Genomic DNA, 1,168 nt, shown 5'->3' on the forward strand with positions numbered 1-1,168 from the left:
CCCAGGTACTTGGTGGCCGAGTGCACCACGATGTCCGCGCCCAGCGCCAGCGGCTGGATCAGGTACGGGGTGGCGACGGTGTTGTCCACGATGAGCGGCACCCCGGCGGCGTGCGCGACCTCGGCGATGCCCGGAATGTCGAGGACCGAGCTGCTCGGGTTGGCGACGGTCTCGCCGTAGAACGCCTTGGTGTTGGGTCGCACCGCCGCGCGCCACTGCTCGAGGTCGTCCGGGTCCTCGACGAAGCTGACCTGGATGCCCAGCTTGGGCAGCGAGTAGTGCAGCAGGTTGTAGGTGCCGCCGTACAGGTGCGGGCTGGCCACGATGTGGTCCCCGGCCTCGGCGAGATTCAGGATCGCGTAGGTCTCCGCGGCCTGCCCGGAGGCCAGCAGCAGCGCGGCCACACCACCCTCGAGGGCGGCGATGCGCTGTTCCACCGCGTCCTGGGTGGGGTTCATGATGCGGGTGTAGATATTGCCCGGCTCGGCGAGTCCGAACAGCGCGGCGGCGTGGTCGGTGTCGCGGAACGCGTAGGACGTGGTCTGGTAGATGGGCAGGGCGCGGGCTCCGGTGGCGGAATCGGGAGCCTGGCCGGCGTGAATCTGCTTGGTCTCGAAGGACCAGTTGGCCGGATCCAGGGTGCCGTCAGCGGGGACGGCCGCGGGCGCGGTCGAGTCACTCATGTGTTCTGCTCCAAAAACAAGGTCGCCGAATGGCGGAAGTTTGACGTTATCGAGAAGCGAATGGGCTTCGACAACAACACATTTCGGTAGACCTCCTAGTTGCGCTTGCGTTCGGCCCTCGAACGCCCGGTCTGCACCCGGAGCACCCCACCGCAGCTGGAGGGTTGCCGATCAGCAAGCCGGGGCCTTAACGCTGATGCTCTTGACCTAATGCGGGATTCTAGCGGCCGTCCGGCCCGATCTACGCAGTGGGGTTTGTCGCATTCTCGGTGGGATTTCCCCCGTTTACGGGGGGAAATAGCGTTGTCGCACCACAACAGACCCGCCGGAATTCGTCGAATGCCGCCTGGACGCTGTCGGCGAGCATGCGGGCGGTGGTGACGGTGGTGCAGTCCGGGAACTCGTCGCTGTCCTCGAACTCGCATTCCATGCCGACCCGCACGATGCCGTGCCAGGTGGTGGCGATGAGCCGCACGGTCAGGTGG

The 1,168-nt window shown here is 66.4% G+C and carries 2 protein-coding genes and 1 riboswitch; both genes read right to left on the minus strand.

Annotation, left to right across the window (positions count from 1 at the left end; all coding sequences use genetic code 11):
- Window positions 1-683: PLP-dependent transferase (locus ACIRS4_RS38040; protein ID WP_404204826.1), on the minus strand; the 683-nt coding region annotated here is incomplete at its 3' end.
- A 96-nt stretch (window positions 684-779) separates the two neighbouring features.
- Window positions 780-891, minus strand: a riboswitch (SAM riboswitch).
- A gap of 33 nt (window positions 892-924) precedes the next feature.
- On the minus strand, window positions 925-1,168 hold a 244-nt coding region (locus ACIRS4_RS38045; protein WP_404204828.1), incomplete at its 5' end, for a hypothetical protein.

The organism is Streptomyces sp. NPDC101166, assembly GCF_044768125.1.
Classification (GTDB): domain Bacteria; phylum Actinomycetota; class Actinomycetes; order Streptomycetales; family Streptomycetaceae; genus Streptomyces.